The following is a 23,930-nucleotide window of genomic DNA, read 5'->3' on the forward strand; positions in this document are numbered from 1 at the left end:
GGGGTACCGGTACGATGGCTCCTCGGTTCGTGCCCGCCCGCCGGCGGCATCGCTGTTGGTTGCCCGGTGGTACCCGGCGGCGCGGACACGGGGCGTGAGGCTTGCCGAGCAACCCGGCCGTCCGGCCGGGGATGCTGGGTGGACGGACGTCCGGCAATCGCGCACGGTGAGCGTGCGCGCCGAGTAGAGAGAACGCGAGGACAACCCTATGGGTTCTGTGATCAAGAAGCGCCGCAAGCGCATGTCGAAGAAGAAGCACCGTAAGTTGCTTCGCCGTACGCGTGTCCAGCGTCGCAAACTCGGCAAGTAAATCATCGCTGCGCGGTAGCCGAGAAGGCCCGTCATCAATTGGTGACGGGCCTTTTTTGTGAAATTTGAAATTTTGAAATCATCCCTTGTATCGGGTGACTGAAGACATCGTTAGATCCTGGTTAATAATCCCGGTGTTCGGGTAGATAACCGCTACGCTAGGGACTGGGAATAAACACTGTGGCGGCTGGCAATGGGAAGCGGGTGCCGGTGATTTCTGAAGGTCGGGAAGGGCATGTGCCGAGAGTTGTGCTGGTCACCGGAGCCAGTAGGTACTTCGGCGGTACGGTCGTCTCTCGGCTGGCTCAGGATCCCAAGGTCGAACGTATTCTCGCCGTGGATACGAGAACGCCCGGCCGAGAGGCTTTGCGGCGCATAGGTCGCGCCGAGTTCGTGCGTGCGGATATTCGAAACCCATTGATCCGTAAGGTAATCGATGGTGGCGAGGTGGATACCGTGGTACATGCCGCGGTGCTGTCGCGCCCACCGGCGGGTGGCGGGCGCACGGTGATGAAGGACCACAATGTCCTCGGTGCGATGCAGCTGTTCGCGGTGTGTCAGAAAGCGTCGTCGGTGCGGCGCGTCGTGCTGCGTTCCTCGTCGGCGGTGTATGGGTGCAGTGCGAAGGACCCCGCGAAATTCAGCGAGGAAATGAGTGCGCGCAGGCCGCCGCGAGGCGGGTTCGCTCGTGACATGATCGAGATCGAAGGATATGTTCGCGGGCTCGCTCGGCGGCGCCCCGATATCGCCACGTCAATTCTTCGATTCGCCCCGATCGTAGGGCCTCGGTTAGCCGCGCATGGAATGCAGTATTTTGGTTGGCCACTGGCGCCCACTGTATTCGGCCGGGATGCTCGGGTGCAGTTACTGCACGAAGAGGACGCGGTGTCAGCGTTGACTTCGGCGGCGCAGACGGCGGCGAGCGGCACATACAATATCGCGGGCGATGGCGCGTTGACACTGTCACAAGCGGTCAGGCGGGCGGGCCAGATCGAATTGCCGCTGCCTTTCACACTGTTCCGTACGGCGGGACGTCTGTTGATGGGCCCAGTGATGCACCAGTTCTTCGCGGAACAGCTCGACTATTTCCACTTCGGTTGTGGCCTGGACACCACACGCATGCGCACCGAACTCGGGTTCGTGCCGCGCTGGACGACGGTGCAGGCATTCGACGACTTCATCGGGGGCGCAGCGTTGCGGCCCGTGGTCGATCCCACATGGATAGACGCCGCAGAACACAAACTGCTCGGCCTGCTCGGGGCCGGTACGGGAGCACATCAATGAGTGACGTAGCGAAGGTCATCCAACTGCACGACACCCAGTTCGAGACGCGCCACCGATCTGCCCAGCGGCGCTTGCCCGCCCCGAGACCGGTGACGTCGCTCCTGGAGCGGCGTGCATCGGTGGAGCCTCCGCCGCCGCAGTCGCTGTCGGAAATGGTGCGTGGTGCGCTCGGCAAGCGGATCACCAAGACCGCCGATTTCGCGCGTCGCAGGCTGGTCGGTGACTATCAAGTCGATGAGTTCGGTTTCGACGAACATCTCCTCTCCTCGGTTTTTCTCCCCATGCTGCGTCCTCTGTCGGATCTGTGGTTCCGAGTGGAGGTCAACGGGATAGAGAACATTCCGGAAGCGGGTGGGGCGTTGATCGTGTCCAACCATGCCGGCACCGTGCCACTGGATGGCCTGATGCTGCAGGTGGCTTTGCACGATCGCCACCCCAAGCAACGCGCGGTGCGCTTACTCGCCGCTGATCTGATGTTCGAGGTGCCGGTGCTCGGTGTGCTGGCTCGCCGGGCTGGACACACGCTGGCCTGCCCGGAGGACGCCGAGCGGCTGTTGCGTTCCGGTGAGTTGACCGGAGTGTTCCCCGAGGGCTTCAAAGGCGTCGGCAAGAAGTACACCGACCGCTACAAATTACAGCGTTTCGGCCGCGGTGGTTTCGTTGCCGCAGCGGTGCGCACCGGCGTACCGATCATCCCGTGCTCCATTGTCGGTTCCGAGGAGATCTACCCCAAGATAGCCGACCTCAAGCCGCTGGCCAGGTTGCTCGGACTACCGTATTTTCCGGTGACGCCGCTGTTCCCGCATCTCGGCGCACTCGGGATGATGCCGCTGCCGTCGAAGTGGTACATCGAGTTCGGCGACCCTATTCTGACCAACGCTTATGAGCCGGAAGCGGCCGATGACCCGATGACCATGTTCGAGGTCACCGACCAGGTGCGCGAAACCATTCAACAGACGCTCTACAAACTGCTCACCAAGCGCCGTAACGTTTTCATGGGCTGATCTGCGCTTATATCCGCCCGAACGCGCGCGTCGGACTCGCGCTGGGTTGATTGTGGGATTGGTTGGCCCTTATCTATCTCTGTGGGATCTATCTCTGTGGGCGCTGTCTTTATGGGGGTCGTCTCGGCTAGGCGCTGCCGCGGCGCCGAGTAATGGCGGCGGCGACCGCGCCGCCCGCCGCACCCAGCACTAGTGCGGTCGGCACGCCGATTTTGGCGGCCTTGCGTCCAGTGCGGAAGTCACGAATCTCCCAACCGCGATTCTTGGCTACTTCACGCAGATCCGAATCTGGATTGATCGCCACCGCGGTACCGACCAGCGAGAGCATCGGCACATCATTGTGGCTATCGGAATACGCGGTGCACCGCTTGAGGTTCAGGCCCTCGCGAATCGCCAGCGTACGCACCGCATGCGCCTTACCGAGTCCGTGCAGGATGTCGCCGACCAAGCGCCCGGTGAACTTCCCGTCCGTGCTCTCGGCGACGGTGCCCAGCGCGCCGGTCAGCCCTAGTCGCTTGGCGATCACTTGGGCCAGTTCCACTGGTGTCGCGGTCACCAGCCACACTTGCTGACCCGCGTCCAGGTGCATCTGTGCCAGAGCACGGGTGCCGGGCCAGATTTTGTCGGCAATGATCTCGTCGTAGATCTCCTCGCCGAGCACAGCCAACTCGGCGGTCGAGCGTCCAGCGATGAATGCCAGCGCTTTTTCTTTGCCACTGGCCATATCGGTGCTGCTCTCTCTGCCAGTGACCCGGAACTTCACCTGTTTCCAGGCGACTTGTAGCAGATCGGAGGACTTGAAGTATTTGCGCGCTGCCAGACCACGAGCGAAATGCACAATAGACGCGCCTTGCACCATGGTGTTGTCAACATCGAAGAATGCCGCTGCGGTCAGATCCCGCGGTACCTCCGATCGTGCGGTGTCCGCCTCGCCCGCGGCCAGTTCCGCGTCGTGCAACGTCAGTGCGGCATCCGCGCTCGCTTCACCGGCCAGGTTGGCGCGCAATTCCTCTTCGCTCGGGCCGAACGGACTGCGCGAGATTCGGGCGAGCTGGTCCTGCAGCCCCTGACCCATCTGGCTCAGGTTCCATCGCACCGGAAACTCACCGAAGCGTCCTGCGATGAATCCGGCTCTCGCCACCTTCGATCGTTCCGGCACCAATACCTCCGCCCGTCGCACGAACCATGTCAACACTAGTCGGATCGGGTGGCAGTCACCGTATAACTCAGTGGGCGACACAATCGGGTGAATAGATACCGGCCTAGGAGAGTGTCTGGACCTCGATGTAATATCCGCCATGACCACTCCCACGCATTCAGTGACATTGCTTACTCGGGCGGGCTGCGGCCTGTGCACGACGGCGCTGGAGCAGTTGCGCGAGATCTGTACGGAATTCGGTATCGAACCGGGGACCATCGACGTCGATGTCGCCGCCGCGACCGACCCTGGCCTGCGCGCGGAGTACGGCGATCGGCTTCCTGTCGTTCTGCTCGATGGCCGTGAGCACAGCTATTTCGACGTCGACGAGCGGCGATTACGCGCGGATCTGATGAGCTGAGTGCCGCCGCCGTATCTCCATGTGGGCCACTGTGCTGGTCGCGGCGGAAAATGAGGCCAATTTCACCGACTTTGTGCAGGGCTTCACAAGCAGTTACGGTGGTGGCACGCGACCCGCCCGCCGAGGCCTGCGGGACCGCCCCGAAATTCGAAACTTCGACAACACGGCACCGGCACGTCCCGGGTCAGTGGGTCGAGCGACGAACCGGTTGCCCGAGGAGCCGAAGACTAGGAGCCGAAGACGTGACAGAGCAGCATGAGGCGCCGAGCGGCGTCTCCGGCAGGGCTCTGCAGAAGGAAATCCCGCAGGCCACGGTCGCGCGGTTGGCCACCTATCTTCGTGTACTCACCGTATTGGCCGATGACGATATTGCCATCGTATCGAGTGAGGAACTCGCCGCCGCGGCGGGTGTCAATTCGGCAAAGTTGCGCAAAGATTTATCTTTCCTCGGCCCCAACGGCGTTCGTGGCGTCGGTTACGACGTGGCCAAGCTGCGTTCCCGAATCGAGAACGTACTCGGTCTGGCGCAAGGGCATCGCGTAGTGCTGGTCGGCGCGGGAAGTCTGGGCCGGGCACTGGTGGGCTACGGTGGGTTCCCGCGTCGTGGTTTCACCGTGGTCGGTATGTTCGACAGCCACCCTGAGGTCATCGGCATGTCGGTCGCCGGTCTGACAGTGCGTGCGGTCGCCGAGCTGGCCGCAGTGGTCGCCGAGTTGAAGCCGACCATCGCGGTTATCGCTGTTCCCGAAGCCGCGGCACAAGAGGTGTGTGACGGGCTCGTCGCCGCCGGATTGCAATCGATTCTGAGCTTCGCCCCGTGTGAGCTGATCGCACCGGCGACGGTCGAGATTCGCCGGGTGGACCTGGCCGTCGAAATGCAGATGCTGTCATTCGAACGGTTGCGCAACGCAGAGCAGACCCCGTTGCCGGAGGTCGTGCACGCCGGGCCGAGTCACGTCGCCCACTGCCTGCCCGCACCACATCCGACAATTCAGAACTCGGGAACTTCGCATGCGGTAACGGAGCCAAGCAGTAAGAGATCGGTGGTCACACCATGAGCGTCCTCCTCGTCGGTATATCGCATCGCAGCGCCCCGGTGTCAGTGCTGGAGAAAGTGGCTATCACCGATACCGACAGGCCGAAGATGATCGATCGCTTGCTGGCTTCCGGTCGCGTGTCCGAAGCCATGATCCTTTCCACATGCAACCGGGTGGAGATCTACGCGGTAGTCGACGCCTTCCACGGCGGACTCGACGAGGTCAGTGATCTGCTGACCAAGCACTCCAGCCTACCGCTGCCGGAGCTGACCAAGTATGCCTACGTCCGCTACTCCGAAGCCGTCGCCGAGCATCTGTTCTCGGTAGCCAGCGGTCTGGACTCGATGGTGATCGGCGAACAGCAGGTGATCAGCCAGATCCGTGGCGCTTATGCCGCTGCCGACGCGCAGCAGGCGGTCGGACGGACTTTGCATGAGCTGGCTCAGCACGCATTGCGGGTCGGTAAGCGCGTGCACGCTGAAACCGGAATCGATCGCGCGGGCGCTTCGGTGGTGTCGGTGGCACTGGATCGGGCCCAGCAGGTACTCGGGCCGTTGACCGGGCGGACTGCTGTTGTGGTCGGCGCGGGCGCGATGGGCGGCCTTGCGGTCGCACATCTTTCGCGTGCGGGGATCGGACGGATCATCGTGGTGAACCGCACTGTTGAGCGGGCACACAGGCTCGCCGAGACTGCGGGCACGCACGGTGTCGCATCGGACGTGAGGGAACTGTCCAGGCTTTCCCAGGCATTGGCGGAAGCCGATGTGGTGGTCGCCTGTACCGGTGCGGTCGGTGCGGTTGTGACGCTCGCCGACACCCACCGTGCGCTGACCGAACGCGAGCGTGACGAAGAATCCGCCGCGGTGGAACGGCCTTTGGTGTTCTGTGATCTGGGCTTGCCTCGCGATGTGGAGCATACGGTGGCCGGGCTTCCTGGCGTCGTGCTCATCGATATCGAGACACTGCAGCGCGACCCTGAGGCGGGTGCCGCCGCCGCCGATACTGTGGCCGCCCGTTCGATCATCGCCAAGGAGCTCGCCAAATACTTTGCCGGACAGCGGATGGCCGAGGTCACTCCGACGGTTGCCGCACTGCGACAGCGGGCGGCGGCGGTGGTCGAGGCGGAACTGCTCCGCCTGGACTCGCGGCTACCCGGTCTCACCGACCCGGAACGTAACGAGTTGGCGCGCACAGTGCGTCGAGTGGTCGACAAGCTGTTGCATGCGCCGACGGTACGGGTCAAGCAGCTGGCGTCTAAGCCAGGCGGCGACAGCTATGCCAAGGCGTTGCGCGAGCTGTTCGAACTGAAACCTGGTGCTGCGCAGGCGGTGGCCGCACCGATGGAGCTCACCGCGCTCAGTGGCGAACATGTCGAAATCGCATCGGCCGACGGGGACAAGTTCGCACTGGTTGACGATTTCACCAAAGGACACCGCGGCGAGGAACAGGGGCAGACAACATGACCATGGTGTACCGAGAAGACGATGCGCCTACCGACGGGACGCGCTCGCCGTGGCGGATCGGCACCAGGGGGAGTCTGCTGGCACTGACCCAGGCGGGTACGGTACGGGATGCGCTGATCGCGGCAGGACACCCGGCCGAGCTGGTCGTGATCAAATCCGCCGGTGACCTGTCCGCGGACCCAGTGCAGAAGATCGGCGTCGGAGTGTTCACCACCGCGCTGCGCGACGAACTGGCCACCGGTGTCATCGACATCGCGGTGCACTCCTACAAAGACCTGCCGACAACTCCGGACCCCCGCTTCATCATTGCCGCCATTCCGCCGAGGGAAGATCCGCGGGATGCTTTGGTCGCGCGCGATGGCGCGGTGCTCGGTGAATTGCCGGTAGGCGCCAAGGTCGGCACTTCGGCGCCACGGCGGGCGGCGCAGTTGCGCGCACTCGGTCTCGGCCTGGACGTCGTCCCGCTGCGTGGCAACCTGGACACCCGGTTGCGTAAAGTTCGCGAAGGCGAATTGGACGCTGTCGTAGTGGCCAGGGCCGGTTTGGCTCGCATAGAGCGGTTGGAAGCGGTCACCGAGGCATTGGAGCCGGTGCAGATGCTGCCCGCTCCCGCCCAGGGGGCGCTAGCGGTGGAATGCCGCAGCGATGACGCCGCCCTCGTACAGATACTGGCCGACTTGGATGACGCGGCCACTCGAGCGGCGGTGCTCGCCGAGCGTTCTCTACTGGCCGAGCTAGAGGCAGGCTGTACCGCTCCGGTCGGCGCGCTCGCCGAGGTGGTCGAATCGCTCGACGACGAAGGGCGAGTCGTGGACGAGCTATCGCTGCGGGCGTGCGCGGCAGCCGTCGACGGATCAGACGTATTGCGTGCGTCGGTACTCGGCGCTCCCGAGGACGCGGCGGAACTCGGCCGGGCGCTGGCCCGCGAGCTACTCGACCTGGGCGCACGAGAGTTACTCGCCATCGAACCGGACGACAGTTCGCACAACCAGGCGGCGAATTCGCCTGCGACAGACTTGATCAACCCCAGCCCAATGGAGAACAGCCAATGAGCGAGCGCATCGCGCGAACCACAGGCACCGAGCCTTCGGACCTGCCCGAGCCAGGCGCGAACGAGGTGCGAGCATGAGTGGTCAGGCCTGGAGGAGGCAGCGGAGCGTGACCACGCAGGGGCCCGCTCATGCCGGAAAGGACGTCGGCATGAGTGGTCAGGCCCGGAGGAGGCAGCGGAGCGTGACCACGCAGGGGCCCGCTCATGCCGGAAAGGACGCAGCGTGAGTCGAGCTGCAAAGAAGCACCCCGGCCGGATCTTTTTCGTCGGGTCGGGTCCTGGTGACCCGGCGTTGCTCACTGTGCGGGCACGTGCGGCGATCGGACGAGCCACGTTGGCGTTCACCGACCCTGATGTGGATAAGGGTGTGCTCGCCCTTATCGGTACCGAGGTCGAGCCATGCCCCGATGGGGAACGCCAGGTCGATGTGCGGCCTGCGCTCGGCGAGCCGGTCGAGGTGGCCAAGACGCTGATCGCGGAGGCGCGCGCCGGGCGCAATGTGGTCCGCGTGGTCGCGGGTGATCCGCTGACCACAGACTCGGTGATCGCCGAGGTCAACGCTGTCACCCGGTCACATATGGTGTTCGAGGTGTTGCCCGGTCTGCCCAACGGTTCGGCAGTGCCCAGTTACGCCGGTATCGCGCTCGGCTCCGGACATACCGAGGCCGATGTACGTGGCGAAGTCGACTGGACTGCCCTGGCTGCCGCGCTGGGTCCGCTGGTACTGCACGCGACATCCGGGCATCTGGCCGAGACTGCGAGTGCACTGGTCGAACATGGCATGGCACCACAGACTCCGGTTGCGGTGACTGTGCGGGGCACTACCCGCCAGCAGCGCACCATCGAGGCCACCCTGGCTACATTGAACAGCGCGGCGTCGGAGTTGGTCGGCCCGCTTGTGGTCACTATCGGCAAGGTGGTCGCGCATCGCGCGAAGATGTCGTGGTGGGAGTCGCGCGCATTGTACGGCTGGACCGTGCTTGTGCCGCGCACCAAGGACCAGGCGGCCGAAATGAGCGAGCGACTGGTCACACACGGCGCCATTCCGATGGAAGTCCCGACCATTGCGGTCGAACCGCCACGCAGTCCGGCCCAGATGGAGCGTGCGGTCAAGGGTTTAGTCGACGGTCGTTACCAGTGGGTGGTGTTCACCTCGACCAACGCTGTGCGCGCGGTATGGGAGAAGTTCGCCGAGTTCGGCCTGGACGCACGGGCGTTCTCCGGTGTGAAGATCGCCTGTGTCGGTGAGGCCACTGCGGACAAGGTGCGCTCGTTCGGCATCAACCCAGAGCTGGTGCCGAGTGGGGAACAGTCCTCCGAAGGTCTGCTGGCCGACTTTCCGCCCTACGACGACGTTTTCGACCCGGTGAACCGGGTGCTGTTGCCTCGCGCTGACATCGCCACCGAGACGTTGGCCGAGGGGTTGCGCGACCGAGGCTGGGAGATCGACGATGTGACTGCCTATCGTACGGTGCGCGCCTCGCCGCCGCCTGCGGAGACGCGTGAAATGATCAAGACCGGCGGCTTCGACGCGGTCTTGTTCACTTCGTCCTCCACGGTGCGTAATCTGGTGGGTATTGCGGGCAAGCCGCACGCGCGCACAATCGTCGCTTGCATCGGTCCCAAGACTGCTGAAACGGCCATCGAGTTCGGCCTGCGGGTGGATGTGCAGCCGGAGGTAGCCCAGGTCGGGCCCCTGGTCGAGGCACTGGCCGAGCATGCGGCCCGACTGCGTGCCGAGGGATTGTTGCCGCCGCCGCGCAAGAAGAGCCGTCGTAGCCGCTGATCCGTCGGTTTTCAGATGGTGCGCGACCCGAGTGTCGGCTGAAGGCGAGTTCAGTACCGTTTGCGCATAAGTGTGCGGACCAGTGAGCAGGTGGTATCTGAGGGTGGCCGAATGCCGATCACCTCGGCAGTGTGTCTGATCCGCTTGTTCGTCGCGTAGCTCGGCGCGTAGACGCCGGAGTCGAGCAGAGCGATCGCCAACCGCATCGCCTTCAGTCGCCGGTTGTGCATGACGTACCACGCTCGGGGGCGACCCGGAGGCAGCGGACGCTTCTGCACCGGGGCATAGGGGCGATCGATGAGAACGGTGTGTGGTGTGCGCATTGGCATCCCTCCCATGACGATCAGGGGCGACCAACCCCTCGAACATACCTTCGATTCTACCGCGTGATGCTGACACTTCCGCTGGGTAGGAGTTCTCGCGGGCCGTACTGTGCGCCACTTCCCGGCGTGCGACGGTTGTGGACGGGCCCGAGTCGGTGGTGCGCTGGCATCGCGGAGGCCGTGTCGTCTGATCAGCGGGTATGTCCCGCCGGGGTCGGATAGCCGTATTCGCGTGCGTAGTTGGTCAGTTGCTCGTCGTAGTTGCCGAGGCTGTCCAGTAACCAGGCATGCCCGGTATCCTTGACCACCACGATCGGCCCCCGACTCCCCGGCGGGAGCATGGGCACCGCGCTACCGGTGTACCAGGACACGGTGGACCATGGAAAGATGAAGGCCCAGCCGATATCGGCAACCCGCTCCGGGGGGCCCAGTTGCATAGGGTCGCCCGGAGGAGCATGCCGTGCGCTGTGCTCGGCGAGCAAATGTCGTGCGCTGTTGCGGGCTACGCGTGCATCCAGCGGCCCTGTCGTAGTGTTCGGGAACGGCAGAGTCGCTTCGGCGTCGGCGAGCAATCGCAAGCCCGCCTCCGGGACCACCCGACAGGTCCGGCTGCGCAGCCGGACGAAGACGGAGTGTTCGGTATCAGAGAACCACAGTGCGACGGCAGCGTCCGCAGTGCAGCCCATCAGGTGTGTGCCGCAACTACCCGCCCACTCGCGTTCGTCGGGATGGACGCCGAGTGCGGCGAAGGCGGCGTGTGCGCTGGGCAGTACGCGAGGCTCGGTGCGCTGCTGTGCAAGGAACTCGACTCGGAAGCTCTGTCCGGTCGAGTCGGTGGCGTGCCAATCTCTCCTGGTGGTTGTGGGCGGGGGAAGATCGCCGGTCAATGTCGGCCACCAGTCCGACAGCAGTACCGCCACCCACGATTCGAAGTCGGCGGCTGTGGCCAGCGAGATATCGATGTGCGGATCGGGCATGTTATCCCCCATGGAGTCTCGCCTAGTCGGAGTATGACCCTTCGAATTCTGTTGTGGGTGAGATTGCACACACTGTTATTCGGTGGGCTTTACCCGCGCCGCGCACCGACCATCGCCTGTTCGCATTCGTTGCTGTATACCCGAATCGGGTCCATTCCGCGCTGAACTGTGCGGTGGTGGCACCGGAATGTCGTCGTCGCCACGGCTATGACATCTGTGCGTACGGTCATCTGTGCGTATGGCTGTCCGGAATGGGTTCCGCATCCCCAGTGCTGCTTGCGACAACCTATTGGGCCGAGCGTATCCTGCGGTTCATGACCGGAATGGACCGCCCGCGGCGATTGCGCCGGACCCCGGCCTTGCGTCGACTCGTGGCTGAGACAACTTTGCGCCCGCGGCAATTGGTATTGCCGATGTTCGTGGCCGATGGCCTGAGTGAGCCACGCGCGATAGGTTCCATGCCTGGAGTTGAGCAGCATTCGCTCGATTCGTTGCGCAAAACGGCTGTCGAGGCAGTTACCGCAGGTGTCGGTGGGATCATGCTGTTCGGTGTACCCCGTCCGGAGGACAAGGACGCTGTCGGTAGTCGAGCAGGTGATCCGCAGGGCATACTCAATCGCGGTGTGCGCGCGCTCGCTGATGAAGTAGGCGATTCAACTGTGCTCATGGCCGATACCTGCCTGGATGAATTCACTGATCACGGCCATTGCGGCGTGCTTGCCGCCGATGGCTCCGTCGACAACGACACGACTTTGGATCGTTATGTCGAGATGGCGCTCGCCCAAGCCGAGGCGGGTGCCGACCTGCTCGGTACCAGCGGCATGATGGACGGCCAGGTAGGCGCGATCCGGCGCGGGCTGGACGCTGCAGGGTGTACCGACACCGGCATCCTGGCCTACTCCGCGAAATACGCCTCGGCGTTCTATGGTCCGTTCCGTGAGGCTGTTGGTTCCTCGCTACGTGGTGATCGGCGCACCTATCAGCAGGACCCGGCCAATCGCCGTGAGGCGATCCGCGAACTGGAGTTGGATCTAGCCGAGAGCGCGGATATCGTCATGGTGAAGCCTGCGATGTCTTATCTGGACATTCTGCGCGATGTCGCAGACCGATCGACCGTCCCGGTCGCTGCCTATCAGATCTCCGGTGAGTACGCGATGATCACGGCAGCGGCGGAGCGCGGGTGGATCGACCGGCGCGGCGCTATTCTCGAATCAATACTCGGTATCCGGCGGGCGGGCGCGGATATCGTGCTCACCTACTGGGCGACCGAGGTCGCGCACTGGCTGTCGTGACGAACAGAGCGGGGCCATCGAATACTGGACTGAGCCGAGCTCCGATGCCGGAAGATATCGATACCGCGCGGCGGTTGTGGTGGGGTGTCATCGGTTTCGGCGTTGTGCAATTGCTCGCGTCGGTCATTGCCGCACTGCCGCAGCGGCGCATCTTCGCCGAGGAGGTCCTCGAGCGAGCCCGTACGCAGGACGCGGAAGTCACGATGGCAGGCGCTGAGCTGGCGGTGGCGCTGGTGTATGTGGCCCTCGCGCTGGCCGGGCTGGGGTTCTCGGCATTCGCGCTGATGGTCGTGCACCAGTTCGGCCGAGGCAAGCTCTGGGCGCGGGCCGTGCTGACGGTATTCGGCGGGTGGTCTGTGCTGGTCGGTGTCGGATCGCTGTTGGCGATCAATGAGGTGACAGGGATGGCCTCGTTGGTGGCCGGTGGCGCGTCGATCGTGCAAGCTGTGCTCGCGGTCGGTGCGATCTATCTGGCTTATCGCGCGGAGTCCACCGCGTACTTTCATCCGAGCGGGCGCTGAGCCAGTAGTGGAACAAGTTTCCAGTTTGTCCGGGGCAGTTCGGCATGTATGGTGAGGGTTGTCACAGTGGACATGGAAACCGGTAGTCGTTTGTCATATGTGGTCGCGCGTCGCGTGCGGAAGTTCGACAGAGGGCTCTGGAGGATCGGAGGCAACGATGCGAGTGGTGATCCAGCAGCCGCACAGCATTCGGCGAGATCTGGCCGTATGGAGCCTGCTCATCCTGTTCACGGTGCTGACCATCGCCGTGCTGTCGTTACCCAGCTCCACGCACTGATCGCGTCTATCGTGCTTCCGCCGTATCCTGCGGTGCTGGTTTCGGTGTGACCGACGAGACCGTCTTGTTCGCCGAACCTGGTGCCCGTTGGCGCGCGGTGTCCTACGGGCCCTTCCTGTGCGCTGTCATTCTTGCCTTCGAGCTCGGCACGGGTGGTTCCGCACACTGGTTCGCCCTGTCGTTCTGTGCCGCGTTGATCGCGGGTTTCGTCGCGTTGCAAGTGATCGCGGGTAAACGGCATGCCAGCGTAGAACTGACTCCGGCGACGCTGCGCTCGGGTACCGAGTCGTTGTCGCTGAATTCGATCGACGAAGTCTTCCCCGAAAGGGGCGAGCGTTCTCGGCGCGAGGAGCAATGGGAATCGGCCAGGGCACTCGGTGAATTGACTGGCGTACCGCGTCGCCGTACCGGCATCGGGTTGCGGCTGGTCGATGGAACTGTGGTGCAAGCGTGGGCTAGAGACCACCGGGCGCTACGGGGGGCATTGACCGAAGCCACGTCCAGCAGCGAGGACGGAGCGGATCGTTGAAGCGCTGGATTATCGCGGCGTTCGTCGAACTGGATCTGATTGTGCTCGCGTTATTCGGAGCAGTGCTGTGCTGGCAGAGCAGTGTGCGCATCACCACCTTTCGACCTTCCGGCGATGTGCCGGGTTTCACCGCGACACGCTATGTCGCGCCGTGGCAGCTGTTGGCCGCGGTACTTATCGCGGCGGCCGGGCTGCTCACGATCGATATGGTGACCCGGCTCGTGCGTGGTGTCCGTGGTTCGGCCGGGGCCGAGCGCTGCTTTCGCTGATTGTACTCGATTGACTGTGTGAAATGCGGCCGTCGGCGACTTGTCTGATTATCACATTTTGTTCACGATGGTATCACGTGCTGTTCACGGTGGTAGAGCACCTGATCAACGCATTGGCTGGACGCTATCTCGAGAAGAAATAGCCATGTATTTTCTGAAGTGCTGCGAATCGCTTAAATATGCGTTATGGTGCTACCGCGCTTCGTGGACTTCTGTCCGCCGCGTATTTTGTCAGATATATCCTGCGAACATGGACATTCCGTGTCACAGGTAGGACATGTGTCGATGAAGGAAGTTTGATGAAACGGTTTGTTGGAGGAATATGTGCCACATTTGCTGTGGCCGCTGCCTTAGGGGTCCCGGCCGTGCCGGCAGGTGCGACCCCGGACCAGCGGTCGGTGGCCGATATCAATGCTTCGGACCCTCTGTCGGGTTCCTCGAGTCAGTCGACCTCTACCCCGAGTTCGGGTCCCGCGAGTCTGCCGACCTCCACGCAGGGTTCGGGTCCCTCGGGTCAGTCGACCTCCACGCAGGGTTCGGGTCCCTCGGGTCAGTCGACCTCCACGCAGGGTTCGGGTTCCTCGAGTCAGTCGACCTCTACCCCGAGTTCGGGTTCCGCGAGTCTGCCTATCCCCACGCCGGGTTCGGGTTCGGGTTCGGGTTCCGCGGGCAGGCAGAAGATCATCGACTTCCTGAATCGGACCTCAGGCACTGCGACCGTGGTCGGTGTCCACAATAAGTACTTGAATACGCCGCACAGCTACACCGACCAAAATGATGCGATCGCGGGTCGCCATTCGGCCCTGTGGGGGAGCGACTTCCTCTTCGGTAAGCAGATACAGTACCGGAACACAATGATCCAGGAGGCCAAGGCGCAATACGCCAAGGGGGCGTTGGTGGTGTTGACCTATCACGCCTGCTCACCCAAACGCGATGAGAAGTGCGAGTGGGACGAGATCGGTGGCGCCAACCACGCGCAGCTGACGGATGCGGAGTTTCGCCAGCTCACCACGCCGGGCACCGCACTTTACAAAAATTGGATATCCCGGCTCGACACCCTTGCCACCTACTTCCAAGATCTGAAAAACAGTGGCGTTTCGGTAGTGTTCCGACCGCTGCACGAGATGAATCAGTGCCGTTTCTGGTGGGCGTGTCACGCTGGGCCGAACGGATCCGCACGTTTATATCAAATCACCCACGATTACCTGACCAAGAACAAGGGGCTGGATAATATCGTGTGGGAGTGGAACATACAGGACTTCCCGAATATGCCGAACGACCTGCGTAAATATGATCCGGGGCGCAGCTACTACGACGTACTGTCGCTCGATGTGTACAGCGGCCCGTATCGGAAAGATTTCTACGACGCGATCGTTAATTACGCCCAGGGTAAGCCGATTGCGATCGGTGAGGCGCAGCACATGCCGACACCGGCCCTACTGCGACAGCAGCCGAAATGGGTTTGGGCAATGCAGTGGTCCGACTTCATCAATGACAACAAGAACACGATCGCCAAGCTCTACGCGGCACCTAATGTGATAACGCTGGACAAGATGCCAGGCTGGTGAGCGAGTCCTGATCGGTATGCGACCGACCGCCCATCCGCGGTCGGTCGCATACCCTGCACGGCGGTCACGGCGAGATAGGCGCTCGCCGATCAGTGGTCCCTGCCAGGAATGCTGCTGTAGCCACTAGTATTTCGGCCGCAGTTGGAATGCGCGTTGATGAAGGAAGTGTCGGATGAACCGATTTGCCGTGAAGATCTGTGTCGCGTTGGCCGTGGCAGCCCTGGGGGCTCCAGCCGCGCAAGCCACCGCGAACCCTGGCTTGCCGCCGAAAGGTCCATCCGCTATAGACGCGCCGGTCCTCGTGCCGGATTCGGGTTCCGCGGGCCCGTACAACTCGTTCATGTGCCTGCTGCACAGTGTATCGGCGCAGGTGCCCTGCATGTATACCTGAGTACATGGGGCTACCTGAGTACATGGAGAGCCTGGTCGCCTGCTCAGTTCCAATGTTGATAGATGTCCAGCACGCGCCCGCCACGGGTGCCAGGGGCGTTCAGATAGATGCTGACCGTCCCGTCCGGATGGTCGGCTGCTTCCAGTACCACTTGGCGCAATGAAGCGTGCACCCCGCCGTGCTTGTCGCGGTAGATCGCGGAGTCGTCTTTCAATCCTGCGCCGATTCGGTTGGGTGGTACGACCATAGTGACCACTGCGGGAATCGGTCCATCGGCCAATGTAGCGGTCGCGCTGTGGTCCAGATGGATGCCGATACGCCCTTGCCCGAGTTGCTCGAGCGGCTCCGCGTGGGCGGAACCGGTGCCAAGTGCCACGGTGATGACGGCGCCCGCGGTAAGCGCACTGATGATGCCGATCCGCATGCAGACCCTCCCAGCCGATAGATGATGTCCCGACACTACGCACCGGCAACCGCTCAGCGATCGAAATCCACGCTGAACACCACTTCGGCGTGTTGCCGGTCGGCTGCGGTGTATATCACTGTGTTACACCCTGTCGTAGAACTGTTTCTCGAAGGCTGAGACACTGGAGCCTGTGAGTTCTTCTCCGCATGTGACCGGTGCGGTGGTGCCGGCTTCCACCCAGCTTTTCGACCGGGCTAGTTCGGTGATCCCGGGTGGCGTCAACTCGCCGGTGCGGGCCTTCCGATCCGTCGGCGGTACGCCGAGATTCGTCGCTTGGGCTGACGGATGCACGCTCGTCGATGCCGACGACAACCACTATGTCGATCTGGTCTGCTCCTGGGGCCCGATGATCCTGGGGCACGCGCACCCAACAGTCGTAGAGGCGGTGCGGCGGGCAGCGGGCGGCGGGCTGTCGTTCGGTGCGCCGACCGAGGCCGAGATCGAGCTGGCCGAGGCGATCGTGCAGCGGGTCACGCCGGTGGAACGTGTGCGCTTGGTGAATTCGGGCACCGAGGCCACCATGAGCGCGGTCCGGTTGGCCCGCGGCTACACCGGTCGCACCAAGATCATCAAATTTGCCGGCTGTTACCACGGCCACGTGGACGCGCTGCTCGCGGATGCGGGCTCCGGCGTCGCCACACTCGGATTGCCTACTTCGCCGGGCGTGACCGGCGCCCAGGCGGCTGACACCATTGTGCTGCCCTATAACGATCTGAATGCTGTTGCCACCGCGTTCGCTGCGAATCCGGGCGAGATCGCATGCGTGATCACCGAAGCGGCGGCGGGCAACATGGGCGCGGTCGCACCATTGCCCGGATTCAATGCCGGCCTGCGCGCTTTGACCGCCGAGCACGGCGCGCTGCTGATTATGGACGAGGTGATGACCGGCTTCCGAGTCAGCCGTGCGGGTTGGTTCGGCCGGGAAGGCGTCGCGGGTGATCTGTACACCTTCGGCAAGGTGATGAGCGGCGGGCTACCCGCCGCCGCATTCGGCGGGCGCGCTGACATCATGAACCATCTCGCCCCGCTCGGGCCGGTCTACCAGGCGGGCACGTTGTCCGGTAATCCGGTGGCGGTGGCGGCGGGACTGGCCACGTTGCGCGCGGCCGATGAACACCTATACACCGTGCTCGACCGTAATGCCGAACAGCTCGGCGGTTTACTCAGCGCGGCCTTGACTGCCGAAGGGGTAAGGCATCACGTTCAGTTCGCAGGCAATATGGTGAGCGTGTTCTTCACCGAACGCCCGGTCACCGACTATGCAGCCGCCAAGGCGAGTGAGACTTGGCGCTACCCAGCGTTTTTCCATGCTTTGCTCCGCAATGGCGTGTACGCGCCACCGAGCGCGTTCGAAGCATGGTTCGTCTCCGCGGCGCTCGACGAGAATGCGTTCGACCGTATCGCCGCCGCTTTGCCCGCCGCCGCGCACGCGGCGGCGGCCGCCACCCCCGAAGGATCCTGCGCGTGAGCTCCGATCTTGATCAGCCCGATGCCGACCGGCTCGAGCTAGCCGAGCCGACCAGCGGTACCGCCGAAGCGGTCGCTGCCGACCAGAATTCCGCCGATCCCGATGCCAACGCGGAGGCGACTGTGATCGAAGTGGGTGAACAGTTTGCCGCCGTGAACGCAGTGCGCGGGTCCATACCCAGCGATACCGAGTCGACCAGTACCGAGCCCACCATTACCGAGCCCACAGCATCGAGCGTGGTCGACGCAGCATCGAGCGTGGTCGACGCAGCATCGAGCGTGGTCGACGCAGCATCGAGCGTGGTCGACGCAGGGGCGCACTTCGCCGCGGCGGCCGCGCAGAGCACGGCCGAGGGCGGGGATCGCGACGCCGTCGCGGCCGAGGACAAGGTTTCCTCCACTGAGCGTGCCCAACCGGCCGATTCCGCCGGTAACCGAGCCAGAACCGGTGATCAGGCGCGCGATGGCGGTACTACGACGGTCGAGACGATCGTGCACGTGTTGCGACACGGTGAAGTGCACAATCCCAACGGCATTCTCTATGGGCGCTTGCCCGGCTTCAGTCTTTCTGTGTCCGGCCGTGCGCAAGCGGGTGCGGTTGCGCGGGCGCTGGCTGATCATGACATCGCGCTGGTGATCGCCTCTCCGCTGCAACGGGCTCAGGAGACCGCCGAGCCGATCGCCGCACATCACCAACTGATCGTGAAGACCGACGAGAACCTCATCGAGGCGGGGAACACCTTCGAGGGCCTGCGCGTTTCGGTCGGCGATGGGGCGCTGCGCAAGCCGCGGCACTGGTGGAAGCTGCGTGACCCGTTCACCCCGTCCTGGGGCGAGTCCTACTTGCAGATCGCGCATCGCATGTTGGCTGTGGTGAACAAGGCGCGGGTCGAAGCGGCGGGGCGCGAGGCGGTACTGGTGTCGCATCAGTTACCAGTGTGGACGCTGCGCCGGTTTCTTCAGGGCCAGCGGCTCTGGCATGACCCGCGCCACCGACAGTGCTCGCTCGCTTCGCTGACTTCGCTGGTCTACCAGGGGGATACTCTCGTCGACATCGTCTATTCCGAACCGACAGGTGGTTCGGATCCTACGGTACGCGGCGCATGATCCGCCGCGTCGCATTCGCCACGCGCACGACGAACATAGGCTGGGGATCGCGCGTTCTGCTCGTGTGCGTGGCACTGGTTGCCGCGCTAGCGGGTTGTTCGACCGGTTCTGACGCGGTGGCTTCAGGCGGTACCTTCGAGTTCGTCTCGCCTGGCGGCAAGACCGACATCTTCTATGACCCGCCCGCTACCCGCGGTACTATCGGCGAGCTGTCCGGTCCGGATCTGATGCGGCCGGGCACGACTATCTCGGTCGGAGACTACTCGGACAAGGTCGTGGTGCTCAACATATGGGGTCAGTGGTGCGGTCCGTGCCGCGCCGAAGCGCCCATGCTGGAGAAGGTCTACGAGGCGACCAAGGACATGGGCGTCGCGTTTCTCGGCATCAATGTTCGCGACGAGTACCGGGACAAGGCCCAAGACTTCGTAGTCAGCAATAAGGTCGGCTATCCATCCATCTACGATCCGTCGATGCGCACACTGCTCGCGCTCGGCGGCAATTTCCCTACCAGTGTTATCCCCACCACCCTCGTCCTGGATCGGCGCCATCGGGTCGCCGCGGTCTTTCTGCGGTCCCTGCTTGCCGAGGATCTGCAGCCGGTGGTCGAACGCATCGCCAAGGAGCCTCAGTGAATCGCGACCGTCGTACCCGCAACCCGCGCGCCTGCAGGCCACGCCAGGGCCCTCGACGCATCAGCGGTGGATGGGCTGTCGATGATCGGTGGGCGGGTATAGCTACCGTGCCACGCAGCGTCGCTGCCGACTCCTTGCTGGAGTTCGGCGTGGTCGACGCGGATACGCACGAGCACACCGTGTCAGGACGACGGGCGTCGTTGTGTGGTGATGCGGGACGATCAGCCGAGGATGCACAGGAGGAATCGGTGTGAGCCCCGAGCGCACTGCACTGCGTACCGGGGAGGCTCGATGGTAGTGCTCGCCGGAGTCGGTGAGTCGTTCCAGCAGACCGTGACTTCTGGGCCGCTGTTGCTGGCGCTCGGCGCATGTCTGCTCGCGGGTCTGGTGTCGTTTGCCTCCCCGTGTGTAGTGCCGCTGGTGCCAGGCTATCTGTCGTATCTCGCCGGTCTGGTCGGTGCGGAGGCACCACCCGCCACCGTCGCGGAAGTTACCGGAGCCCGCGCCACCCAGCCGGGGTCGACCGCCACCGCGCCATCGCCTCGTTCGGGACGGATGCGGGTCGCCGGTGCTGCCGGGCTGTTCGTCGCCGGGTTCACCGTGATTTTCGTGCTGGCTACTGCCACCGTCTTCGGCTTCATCCAGACACTCAATGTGAATCGAGAATTGTTGCAGCGGATCGGCGGCGTGGTGACGATCCTGATGGGACTGGTGTTCATAGGCTTGGTGCCCGCGTTGCAGCGTGACACCAGGATGGCGCCGCGTAGGCTTACCAGCATCATGGGCGCACCGCTGCTCGGCGGGGTGTTCGCACTCGGGTGGACGCCGTGCCTGGGCCCAACGCTCTCCGGTGTTATGGCGGTGGCCGCAGGCACCGAGGGAGTGACGGCGGCGCGCGGGGTTGTGTTGATCGTCGCCTACTGTCTCGGTCTCGGTCTGCCGTTTATCGTGCTCGCCTTCGGGTCGGCGAGCGCGCTGCGCGGGGTCGGCTGGCTGCGCCGCAATTCCCGCGTCATCCAGGTTGTCGGGGGGATGTTGCTCATCACGGTGGGCATCGCATTGGTCACCGGCATGTGGGACCAGTTCATCGCCTGGGTGCGCGACGCATTCGTCTCCGAGGTGATTCTGCCGATATGACCGTAACCGACCAGCCGACGATCGAAACCTCCACACCGTTGCCGCGCCAATCAATGGTCGGCCGGGCTTGGGCGTTGCTGCGCAATAGCTGGCGCGGGCTTACTAGTATGCGCACTGCTTTGGTGCTGCTGTTCTTGCTCGCGCTGGCCGCGATCCCAGGTGCACTACTACCGCAGCGCAGCCTCAATAAGCAGAAAGTCGTCCAGTACATCGAGAACCGGCCGATGCTCGGTCCGTGGATGGACCGCCTCGAGCTGTTCGACGTATTCTCCAGCTTCTGGTTCACGGCTATCTACGCGCTGTTGTTCATTTCCTTGGTCGGCTGCATCCTGCCCAGGACCTTCGACCATTACCGTGCCTTGCGTACGCCGCCAGTGCGGGCACCGCGTAATCTGGGCAGGTTGCCACACCATTACACGGGTCGTGTCGTGCAATCGCCCAGCGAATTGATCGATTATGCCCGCACCCGGTTACGTGGCTGGCGCATCGAGGTCCGCTCCGGTTCCCGCGAGGGGGAGTTGGTGCTGTCCGCCGAGAAAGGATATACCCGCGAACTCGGCAATCTGGTGTTCCATCTCGCGCTGGTCGGTTTGTTGATTGCCATTGCGATGGGCAAGTTGTTCGGCTACGAAGGCAATGTCATCGTGCTGGCGAACAACGGCCCTGGTTTCTGCACCACCTCGCCCGCAGTGTTCGACTCTTTCCGGGCGGGCAACATCAACGACGGCACCGGCATGGCTCCGATCTGTGTGCGGGTCAAAAACTTCAAGGCTGACTATCTGCCCAATGGGCAAGCCGAGATGTTCACCGCGGATATCGCTTATCAGGCGGGCAACGACCTGAAAACCAACACCTGGCGCGACACCCGGATACAGGTGAACCATCCGCTGCGCGTCGTTGGTGACCGGATCTATCTGCAGGGCCATGGCTACGCGCCGACCTTCACGGTTACTTTTCCCGATGGCCGGACTCGCACGGAATCGATCCAATGGCGTCCTGAGAATTCTTTCACGTTCTTGTCCAGCGGCGCGTTCCGGATCGACCCCCCTGGTGACATGTACGCCACCGAGGAAGAGCGTCGCAAGAACCAGATCGCCATCGAGGGCCTGTTCGCCCCTACCGCTACGTTCCAGGGAAAGTTGCTGACCTCAGCATTCCCTGAGATGAAAGATCCAGCTGTCGCCGTGGACATCTATCTGGGCGATACCGGACTGGACACCGGCAAACCGCAGTCACTGTTCGCGCTCGACCCCGAACAGATCAAGCAGGGCCGGCTGACCAAGGAAGCCAGGGTCAATTTGCGTCCGGGTGAGTCGACCACGCTGTCCAATGGCGCCAAGGTCACCTTCGATGGCGCGCAGGAGTTCGTGAATCTGCAGGTCTCACACGATCCCGCTCAGCAGTGGGTACTGGTGAGCGCGTTACTGATGATGGCGGGCCTGTTGGTCTCGTTGCTGATCAAGCGCAGGCGGATCTGGGTGCGGGCCTACTTCGCCGAGGATGAGGCCGGAGCAGGTACCGTAGATCAACGACGCACTGTCGTAGAGATGGGCGGGCTCGCCAGAACCGATCAAGCGGGTTGGGGCGGCGAGTTCGACCGGCTGTGCGTGCGCCTGCTCGACGAGCAGCCAGGCGCTGGAACTACTGCGGCGCGTGGCGCTGGAACTACTGCGGCGCGTGGCGCCGAGACCACGGGAGAGTGACCATGTCAGTCGAAGAGACCCTCGCCAGATACAGCGATTTCGCCTTCAAGACGGCGATCGTGGTGTATGTGCTGGTGCTGGTGCTGCTGATCTGGCAGTACGCGACGGCACGCAGTCGCCAGGTTGTCGAGCGCGAACTGGTTTCGGTGGGCGGCGGGGTGCCGCCGCAGGGGCCGGGCCGGGTCGCAGACTCGGCGTATCCGCCGCTATCGGAGCGACTAGGCAATATGGCGTTCTCCGTGCTGACGGTGGCCATCGGGCTGCATATAGCCGCGATCGTACTGCGTGGCTTCGCGACCCAGCGCTTTCCGCTGGGAAACATGTACGAGTTCATCACCATGGCGACCGCCACTGCGGTGCTCGTCGGTCTGCTGTTCCTACGCGACAGGCAGTACCATGCGATGTGGGTGTTTCTGCTGGTACCGGTGCTGATTCTGCTGTTCCTCGCGGGCACTGTGCTCTATACCGACGCCGCGCCGGTGGTACCTGCGCTGAAGTCGTTCTGGTTGCCGGTGCATGTCACTATCGTCAGCATCGGTAGTGGGGTTTTCCTGTTCGCAGGCGTGGCGAGCATGTTGTTCCTGTATCGATTGTGGCAGTCCAGCGGACAAGAATCGGACAATATCCTCGGCGTCGTCGCCCGCCGCCTGCCTGATGCCCGCACGCTGGACCGCCTGGCATACAAGGCCAGCATCATCGGTTTCCCGCTGTTCGGCGCAGGTGTCATCCTGGGAGCCATCTGGGCAGAGGCCGCTTGGGGGCGTTTCTGGGGCTGGGATCCCAAGGAGACGTGCTCCTTCATCGCCTGGGTCCTCTACGCCGCCTACCTGCATGCCCGCGCGACCTCTGGCTGGCGCGACACTAAAGCTGCCTGGATCAATATCGCCGGTTTCGTTGCCATGCTGTTCAACTTGTTCGTCATCAACATTGTGATCTCGGGCCTACACAGTTACGCAGGGTTGAACTGATAGGTCTTGACCAGCGTATTCGCGTGCTCGGCTGGTTACTCGTCCGGGTTGCTCGAGGCGTCGGTACGCAGTGAGTACGCAGTAGTGTCGAGTCAGGTTTCGAGTACGCCACCGACTGCGGCCTGCGTCGTCTCGTCGGCATCCGGCCACAAGTGGGCGTAATAGCGCAAGGTGGTCACCGCGCTGTCGTGCCGGACACGGGCCTGCACGGTCTTGATGTCGGCGCCCCGACGGATCGGCAGCGAAGCGTAGTAGTGTCGTAGATCTTGGAAGCTGAAGCCATCAAGGAGACCCGGAATCTCATCCTTCACACCATGTAGATTCCAGCTGATCACCCATGGCGATGTCGGGTTACCCAGCTCGTCGCACATCGCGTGTTCCTCGCGGTACTTCCGCGTTGATTCCTTCAGCAGTTGTACGAGTTCGGTGGGGATCGGTACCGGTGTATCGCTGGCCTTTGCCTTCGCTTGCTCAGTAGTCGCAATGTAGACCTACTGTTGTCCAGCGGCCGGTGAAGTGCAGCGTGAACATGGATTTCGAGGCCGACGCGGTGCGCCGTGCGCGGCTTTCGGCCGCGTGTTCTGGGTGGTGTCGCCTGCGTTGTGTTCCCGCGCCCCTCCAACCCCTAGGGCGTTTCGCGTCTGCTGTGCCGATGGCCACCTTTGACCTCGCAGCCTCTACGCGAGAAGAGCAGGCGTTGGGGGCAGGAGATAGTCTCCGATCGGGCGGTTGGTCCCGATCGGAGGCCTGGACCCTCAGACTAAGAAGGACTGGTCCTAAGACTAAGAAGGACTGGTCCTACTGGGCGTA

26 protein-coding genes are annotated in these 23,930 nt (G+C 63.3%); 21 read left to right on the forward strand and 5 right to left on the reverse strand.

Annotated features, from left to right (window positions below):
• Positions 1-208 precede the first annotated feature (208 nt).
• The 3 genes from ACX4ZE_RS15455 to ACX4ZE_RS15465 all read left to right on the forward strand — a co-directional run bounded on the left by ACX4ZE_RS15455 (position 209) and on the right by ACX4ZE_RS15465 (position 2,597).
• Positions 209-310: a 30S ribosomal protein bS22 gene (locus ACX4ZE_RS15455; protein ID WP_003402602.1), complete on the forward strand. Its 102-nt coding sequence runs from the start codon at positions 209-211 to the stop codon at positions 308-310.
• 236 nt (positions 311-546) lie between these two features.
• Complete coding sequence (locus ACX4ZE_RS15460; protein ID WP_480274149.1) at positions 547-1,593, forward strand: NAD-dependent epimerase/dehydratase family protein; 1,047 nt, start codon at positions 547-549, stop codon at positions 1,591-1,593.
• The gene (locus tag ACX4ZE_RS15465; protein ID WP_480274123.1) at positions 1,590-2,597 is read left to right on the forward strand and encodes a lysophospholipid acyltransferase family protein; all 1,008 of its coding nucleotides are present in this window, start codon (positions 1,590-1,592) and stop codon (positions 2,595-2,597) included. The genes ACX4ZE_RS15460 and ACX4ZE_RS15465 overlap by 4 nt, the downstream gene beginning before the upstream one ends.
• Before the next feature lie 127 nt (positions 2,598-2,724).
• Here ACX4ZE_RS15465 and ACX4ZE_RS15470 read toward each other — a convergent pair whose 3' ends face one another.
• Positions 2,725-3,672 (reverse strand): HAD family hydrolase, encoded by a 948-nt coding sequence (locus ACX4ZE_RS15470; RefSeq protein ID WP_480274150.1) that lies wholly within the window; start codon positions 3,670-3,672, stop codon positions 2,725-2,727.
• Positions 3,673-3,895: 223 nt separating this feature from the next.
• Between ACX4ZE_RS15470 and ACX4ZE_RS15475 the strand changes: the two genes are divergently transcribed.
• The 5 genes from ACX4ZE_RS15475 to ACX4ZE_RS15495 all read left to right on the forward strand — a co-directional run bounded on the left by ACX4ZE_RS15475 (position 3,896) and on the right by ACX4ZE_RS15495 (position 9,493).
• Positions 3,896-4,156, forward strand: coding sequence for a glutaredoxin family protein (locus ACX4ZE_RS15475; RefSeq protein WP_480274124.1), 261 nt, complete (start codon positions 3,896-3,898; stop codon positions 4,154-4,156).
• A 242-nt stretch (positions 4,157-4,398) separates the two neighbouring features.
• Positions 4,399-5,214, forward strand: coding sequence for a redox-sensing transcriptional repressor Rex (locus tag ACX4ZE_RS15480; protein WP_480274125.1), 816 nt, complete (start codon positions 4,399-4,401; stop codon positions 5,212-5,214).
• Entirely contained in the window at positions 5,211-6,656 is a 1,446-nt protein-coding gene (locus tag ACX4ZE_RS15485; RefSeq protein WP_480274126.1) for a glutamyl-tRNA reductase, read from the forward strand. The genes ACX4ZE_RS15480 and ACX4ZE_RS15485 overlap by 4 nt, the downstream gene beginning before the upstream one ends.
• Complete coding sequence (gene hemC, locus ACX4ZE_RS15490; protein ID WP_480274127.1) at positions 6,653-7,708, forward strand: hydroxymethylbilane synthase; 1,056 nt, start codon at positions 6,653-6,655, stop codon at positions 7,706-7,708. Before ACX4ZE_RS15485 ends, hemC begins: the two co-directional genes overlap by 4 nt.
• 222 nt (positions 7,709-7,930) lie before the next feature.
• The gene (locus ACX4ZE_RS15495; protein WP_480274128.1) at positions 7,931-9,493 is read left to right on the forward strand and encodes a bifunctional uroporphyrinogen-III C-methyltransferase/uroporphyrinogen-III synthase; all 1,563 of its coding nucleotides are present in this window, start codon (positions 7,931-7,933) and stop codon (positions 9,491-9,493) included.
• A 50-nt stretch (positions 9,494-9,543) separates the two neighbouring features.
• On the opposite strand, the gene ACX4ZE_RS15500 is transcribed toward ACX4ZE_RS15495, so the two are convergent.
• Positions 9,544-9,816, reverse strand: coding sequence for a hypothetical protein (locus ACX4ZE_RS15500; protein ID WP_480274129.1), 273 nt, complete (start codon positions 9,814-9,816; stop codon positions 9,544-9,546).
• A 191-nt stretch (positions 9,817-10,007) separates the two neighbouring features.
• On the reverse strand, positions 10,008-10,805 hold the full coding sequence (locus ACX4ZE_RS15505) for a hypothetical protein (protein WP_480274130.1): 798 nt from the start codon (positions 10,803-10,805) through the stop codon (positions 10,008-10,010).
• 302 nt (positions 10,806-11,107) lie between these two features.
• Here ACX4ZE_RS15505 and hemB point away from each other — a divergent pair, with 302 nt between their 5' ends.
• The 6 genes from hemB (at position 11,108) to ACX4ZE_RS15535 (ending at position 15,640) form a co-directional block, all read left to right on the forward strand.
• Positions 11,108-12,085, forward strand: a complete 978-nt coding sequence (gene hemB, locus ACX4ZE_RS15510; RefSeq protein ID WP_480274131.1) for a porphobilinogen synthase — start codon at positions 11,108-11,110, stop codon at positions 12,083-12,085.
• A gap of 44 nt (positions 12,086-12,129) precedes the next feature.
• Positions 12,130-12,606 carry a hypothetical protein gene (locus ACX4ZE_RS15515; protein ID WP_480274132.1) on the forward strand — a complete coding sequence of 159 codons (477 nt, stop codon included), beginning with the start codon at positions 12,130-12,132 and terminating at the stop codon, positions 12,604-12,606.
• Positions 12,607-12,929: 323 nt separating this feature from the next.
• Positions 12,930-13,412 carry a hypothetical protein gene (locus ACX4ZE_RS15520; protein WP_480274133.1) on the forward strand — a complete coding sequence of 161 codons (483 nt, stop codon included), beginning with the start codon at positions 12,930-12,932 and terminating at the stop codon, positions 13,410-13,412.
• A complete protein-coding gene (locus ACX4ZE_RS15525; protein ID WP_480274134.1) occupies positions 13,409-13,681 on the forward strand; it encodes a hypothetical protein in 273 nt (90 codons plus the stop codon). The genes ACX4ZE_RS15520 and ACX4ZE_RS15525 overlap by 4 nt, the downstream gene beginning before the upstream one ends.
• 299 nt (positions 13,682-13,980) lie before the next feature.
• Positions 13,981-15,249, forward strand: a complete 1,269-nt coding sequence (locus ACX4ZE_RS15530; RefSeq protein ID WP_480274135.1) for a glycoside hydrolase family 26 protein — start codon at positions 13,981-13,983, stop codon at positions 15,247-15,249.
• Between the two features lie 172 nt (positions 15,250-15,421).
• Positions 15,422-15,640: a hypothetical protein gene (locus ACX4ZE_RS15535; protein WP_480274136.1), complete on the forward strand. Its 219-nt coding sequence runs from the start codon at positions 15,422-15,424 to the stop codon at positions 15,638-15,640.
• A 43-nt stretch (positions 15,641-15,683) separates the two neighbouring features.
• On the opposite strand, the gene ACX4ZE_RS15540 is transcribed toward ACX4ZE_RS15535, so the two are convergent.
• On the reverse strand, positions 15,684-16,064 hold the full coding sequence (locus ACX4ZE_RS15540; protein ID WP_480274137.1) for a hypothetical protein: 381 nt from the start codon (positions 16,062-16,064) through the stop codon (positions 15,684-15,686).
• Positions 16,065-16,236: 172 nt separating this feature from the next.
• Between ACX4ZE_RS15540 and hemL the strand changes: the two genes are divergently transcribed.
• From hemL to ccsB, 7 genes are all read left to right on the forward strand, one after another.
• Positions 16,237-17,574, forward strand: coding sequence for a glutamate-1-semialdehyde 2,1-aminomutase (gene hemL, locus ACX4ZE_RS15545; RefSeq protein ID WP_480274138.1), 1,338 nt, complete (start codon positions 16,237-16,239; stop codon positions 17,572-17,574).
• 488 nt (positions 17,575-18,062) lie between these two features.
• Entirely contained in the window at positions 18,063-18,680 is a 618-nt protein-coding gene (locus tag ACX4ZE_RS15550; protein WP_480274151.1) for a histidine phosphatase family protein, read from the forward strand.
• Positions 18,677-19,312 carry a TlpA disulfide reductase family protein gene (locus tag ACX4ZE_RS15555; protein ID WP_480274139.1) on the forward strand — a complete coding sequence of 212 codons (636 nt, stop codon included), beginning with the start codon at positions 18,677-18,679 and terminating at the stop codon, positions 19,310-19,312. The genes ACX4ZE_RS15550 and ACX4ZE_RS15555 overlap by 4 nt, the downstream gene beginning before the upstream one ends.
• Entirely contained in the window at positions 19,309-19,566 is a 258-nt protein-coding gene (locus ACX4ZE_RS15560) for a hypothetical protein (RefSeq protein WP_480274140.1), read from the forward strand. The genes ACX4ZE_RS15555 and ACX4ZE_RS15560 overlap by 4 nt, the downstream gene beginning before the upstream one ends.
• A gap of 37 nt (positions 19,567-19,603) precedes the next feature.
• Complete coding sequence (locus ACX4ZE_RS15565; protein WP_480274141.1) at positions 19,604-20,449, forward strand: cytochrome c biogenesis CcdA family protein; 846 nt, start codon at positions 19,604-19,606, stop codon at positions 20,447-20,449.
• Entirely contained in the window at positions 20,446-22,152 is a 1,707-nt protein-coding gene (gene resB / locus ACX4ZE_RS15570; protein WP_480274142.1) for a cytochrome c biogenesis protein ResB, read from the forward strand. Before ACX4ZE_RS15565 ends, resB begins: the two co-directional genes overlap by 4 nt.
• Before the next feature lie 2 nt (positions 22,153-22,154).
• The gene (gene ccsB / locus ACX4ZE_RS15575) at positions 22,155-23,120 is read left to right on the forward strand and encodes a c-type cytochrome biogenesis protein CcsB (RefSeq protein ID WP_480274143.1); all 966 of its coding nucleotides are present in this window, start codon (positions 22,155-22,157) and stop codon (positions 23,118-23,120) included.
• Positions 23,121-23,212: 92 nt separating this feature from the next.
• Here ccsB and ACX4ZE_RS15580 read toward each other — a convergent pair whose 3' ends face one another.
• The gene (locus ACX4ZE_RS15580; protein ID WP_480274152.1) at positions 23,213-23,605 is read right to left on the reverse strand and encodes a tyrosine-type recombinase/integrase; all 393 of its coding nucleotides are present in this window, start codon (positions 23,603-23,605) and stop codon (positions 23,213-23,215) included.
• Positions 23,606-23,930 lie beyond the last annotated feature (325 nt).

This window comes from Nocardia sp. TBRC8007 (assembly GCF_056629435.1).